This window comes from Novilysobacter erysipheiresistens, from assembly GCF_036663935.1.
Taxonomy (GTDB): Bacteria; Pseudomonadota; Gammaproteobacteria; order Xanthomonadales; family Xanthomonadaceae; genus Novilysobacter; species Novilysobacter erysipheiresistens.
Genome location: NZ_JAXGFP010000015.1, coordinates 1 through 3,920, shown reverse-complemented (window position 1 = coordinate 3,920; position 3,920 = coordinate 1). Strand labels below are relative to the sequence as shown.

The 3,920-nt window shown below is 56.7% G+C and carries 3 protein-coding genes; all 3 read right to left on the bottom strand.

Annotation, left to right across the window (positions count from 1 at the left end; genetic code table 11):
* Nucleotides 1–2,531: 2,531 nt before the first annotated feature.
* Nucleotides 2,532–2,897, bottom strand: coding sequence for a hypothetical protein (locus SNE34_RS14700; protein WP_332618369.1), 366 nt, complete (start codon nt 2,895–2,897; stop codon nt 2,532–2,534).
* 130 nt (nt 2,898–3,027) lie between these two features.
* Complete coding sequence (locus SNE34_RS14695) at nt 3,028–3,339, bottom strand: hypothetical protein (RefSeq protein WP_332618368.1); 312 nt, start codon at nt 3,337–3,339, stop codon at nt 3,028–3,030.
* Nucleotides 3,340–3,478: 139 nt separating this feature from the next.
* Nucleotides 3,479–3,838, bottom strand: coding sequence for a GFA family protein (locus SNE34_RS14875; RefSeq protein WP_486651782.1), 360 nt, complete (start codon nt 3,836–3,838; stop codon nt 3,479–3,481).
* Nucleotides 3,839–3,920 lie beyond the last annotated feature (82 nt).

Genomic DNA, 3,920 nt, shown 5'->3' with positions numbered 1-3,920 from the left:
AACGCCGGAATTAAGCCGACCCGCAACGCGCAGACCGGGTGCCGAGCAACATCACCAACGAGATGCCTCAACGAAGGGACGAAGCGGGTTCGGCTTGAATGACTTGTTAGGCGAGCCAAGCCGCCGAAGAGCCACCAGCGACCAACGCGCCTTCCCCTGATGTTGCCGAAGCAGCTTACCGCCGTGCGGAGCAGGGCGCACCCGAAGATCGAGACTGCATTGACCGCAGAGCTTTCCGCGCGCCCAGCGAGCTACGATCCGCGACCTGGCCGAAGCGATCGCTACGGTGCGAGGTCAGCCCGACCTTTGAGCGCCGATGCCGCCGAAGCCTGCGAACCGTCACGCCGTGAGCCCCAAAGCGCGCCTTGCGCTGTGTCACCAAGCTTGTACGAAGCTACACAACTGCGACCGCGGTGTAGTGGCAAGCCACAAGACCAGACTGCGCGCCTAACGCCTGAGTTAAGCCGACTTGCGTAGTGGAGCCAAAGCCATGGCAAGCTTTTTCTGCCATGTGTTTGGTGTAACGAAGCAAGTTCGGCTTGAACGAATTGTTAGCTCTGTGGCGGCGGGGGTGGCAACAAGGTCTTTCCATTCACCCTGAAGATGAACGGAATGGTTACGGAGCGCTCTGCCTTCGAGCGAGTTCTTCGTCTAGTGAAAACGTGACCTTCTGTGCTTTCACCGGAATAGAGGTAGCTTGTATCGTTAACCCATATGACGTTGTAGAAGTTTTTTGGGGCGGGTTTCGTGAACAGCTCGCAGCTCGGCCGAAAAAACTCAATCTTGCCAAGGTTAGGGTCATCTATCGTAATGACCTTGCCAACATGTGGCCTTTTGTCGCCAATCTCGCGGACACTCCAATAGTTTCCTCTTTCCGAGCACATGGCGTCATAATATTTTTCGCAGGTAATGTTGATCGTGATAGGCGGTTGCGATTTATATTCAATCTGGACCGTGTGCGAGCCGGCCAGCGGCGTTGAGGGGCGTGGTGACTGAGCGTCTATGCACTCGATAACACCACAGCCACATAGAGAGGCAATTGACAGAACTGCGCTTGCGGAGATGATAGGTTTCACAGAGCTAACGCCTGAGTTAAGCCGACTTGCGTAGCGGAGCCAACAACATGGCAAGCTCTTCCTGCCATGTTGTTGGTGGAGCGAAGCAAGTTCGGCTTGAACGAATTGTTAGGCTGCATTGCCGGCTAGATTGACACTGCAACACACAAATCACCGTACCTCTCGCCAGTCTTTGGGTCTTGGTACTTGTTGTCCGCGACCCATTGCCCAGACTCAAATTTGGCAACGCCCTGATTGACGCAGGCGCGAGGCTCACCGAGTTGTTCTGCGTTCAACGGCCCTAGCAGGTGAAGCAGTTCACTGCATGGAACCGCATACATCTTTTTACAGATGCGATCGTTCCTGGCTTCCAATTGGGTCGGGCTGTGCTGCGATTGGGTAGAGGTTGCCGCTGCATTGTTGCTGGCAACCGCAGTTGGCGCAGGCGCCTCCGAGCAGCCGAGTAGGAATGCGGAGCAGATTGCTCCTGCTGTTAGTGCTATGAGTCTCATTGAGCTCCCCCTGTGCAGCCTAACACCGGAATTAAGCCGACCCGCAGCGCGAAGAAACCGGAGAGCGACGCGCTTGCCGATGCAGCGATGTTGCCGAAGCCACGAAGCGGGTTCGGCTTGAATGACTTGTTAGGCGCTACGGCCAAGCGAGTAAAGCCGAGCCACTGCGCCACCCCGATGCTTTTGGTACGAAGCCCGACGATAGCCGTGCGCGCCCCCCGAGACAATCCGCCGGACCTGGCCGAAGCGAGCACCCGAAGTCTGGCCGTGGTGTCCGCAAGTCGCCGAGCCGCCGAAGCCGAGCTGCCACCCGACGCGAACTCCGGGCGCGCCCCGCGCGACGGAAAACTTGCCGAAACAACGGCCCGATACACCCTTGGCGCGTTGCGTCCAACTCCAAAAAACAAACTAGCGCCTAACGCCTGAGTTAAGCCGACTTGCGTAGTGGAGCCAAACACATGGCAAGCTTTTCCTGCCATGTGTTTGGTGTAACGAAGCAAGTTCGGCTTGAACGAATTGTTAGGCGAGCCACGCCGCCGAAGAACCACCAGCGACCAACGCGCCTTCCCCTGATGTTGCCGAAGCAGCTTACCGCCGAGTGGAGCAGGGCGCACCCGACGATCGAGACCGCATTGACCGCAGAGCTTTCCGCGCGCCCAGCGAACTACGATCCGCGACCTGGCCGAAGCGATCGTTGCGGTGTGAGGTCAGCCCGACCTTTGAGCGCCGATGCCGCCGAAGCCTGCGAACCGTCACGCCGTGAACCCCAAAGCGCGCCTTGCGCTGCGTCACCACGCTTTTGCGAAGCTACACAACTGCGACCGCAGTGTAGTGGCAAGCCACAAGACCAGACTGCGCGCCTAACGCCTGAGTTAAGCCGACTTGCGTAGTGGAGCCAAAGCCATGGCAAGCTTTTTCTGCCATGGGTTTGGTGTAACGAAGAAAGTTCGGCTTGAACGAATTGTTAGGCGGCGCCCCAGAAGAGCGAGATGCCGCCGATGACGAACAGTACCAGCCACGACAAGTGCTTGCCACGCGTGATGATGAGCGGCAAAAAGCCGGATGCGATGGAGGTAAAGCCGACGATCTGTGCCGCACTGGACAATGTGAGTTGGCCTTGACCAATCTGCACCAGCAATGCGGCGAAGCCAAACCAAGCGACAGTTGTAATGTGCCAGGCAAAGCGAAGAGTCTGGATGGTGAACTCGCTGCTGCCGAAAATCTTGGGTAGATCCTCTCGGCGGAACAGCCGCACGAGGATGTATCGCTCACCAAGGACGGAGTGCGCCAAGCCGAGAGCAACGATAAGAAGAGCTGCAAGTTGCGTCATTGGTTGTTAGCCGCCTAACGCCTGAGTTAAGCCGACTTGCGTAGTGGAGCCAAACACATGGCAAGCTTCTTCTGCCATGTGTTTGGTGTAACGAAGCAAGTTCGGCTTGAACGAATTGTTAGGCGCCAATCTACTCAACTGCGGCCTCTGCCGGAATTCTACTGAACTCGCTTTTTGCAGTGTCCGGTTGCAGCGTGTTGAGTGCTTTGGTGCCAACGATAAGTAGGAAATGAGGAAACTCATCGGGGCCGTCAAAGTCGTAGAGGGTCACTCCCTCCGGTAGAACTCCACTTGGCGCGCCTGTGTTTGAGTAGAGCTTGAGTGGCTGTGTTGTCAGGTATCTGCCAGAGCTCAGGAGTTGGTGCTGCTGGTACATGCGACCTGCCAAGAAGGCTATGGCGAATGAAATGATGAGGGCAATTGCTTTAAGTGCGATCTTCATTGGTCTCGCCATTGACGCCTAACGCCTGAGTTAAGCCGACTTGCGTAGCGGAGCCAACAACATGGCAAGCTTTTCCTGCCATGTTGTTGGTGGAGCGAAGCAAGTTCGGCTTAAACGAATTGTTAGGCCGCGCATGAGGTCAGTCCAGGTACTTGCCAGTATTTGCACCGTCCCGATGACGAATGCGTGCAGCGGCAAGTGCGCTTGGCGGGAATAGCCTTGCGTTGATTCCGCGTCTCTCGCGTGTGAGGTCGCGAGGGATCCAGTGGGTGACACAACCGCAAGTGCGGCAGCGGTGGAAGTCAACGTGGTGTCCATTCCATGCGTATGTGTCTGTCAAGTTGGGTTCCGGAAGCGACAAGATAGCGTCTGCGGAGTAGTAGGACCAGAGCACTCCAGATTTATGGCAGAGCGAACAATTGCAGTCAGTTACCTCGGAAGGGTAGTCACTCACTGCAATCTGGACTGCGCCGCAATGACACGATGCGATTTTCTTCAAGATTGGTGCTCTCCGGTGACGCAATTGGTCGATAGCGGCCTAACGCCTGAGTTAAGCCGACTTGCGTAGTGGAGCCAAAGCC

What these genes read in the sequence shown, in the direction of transcription:
- SNE34_RS14700 (WP_332618369.1), bottom strand. Translation starts at nt 2,897, where the DNA reads ATGACGCAACTTGCAGCTCTTCTTATCGTTGCTCTCGGCTTGGCGCAC.
- SNE34_RS14695 (WP_332618368.1), bottom strand. Translation starts at nt 3,339, where the DNA reads ATGAAGATCGCACTTAAAGCAATTGCCCTCATCATTTCATTCGCCATA.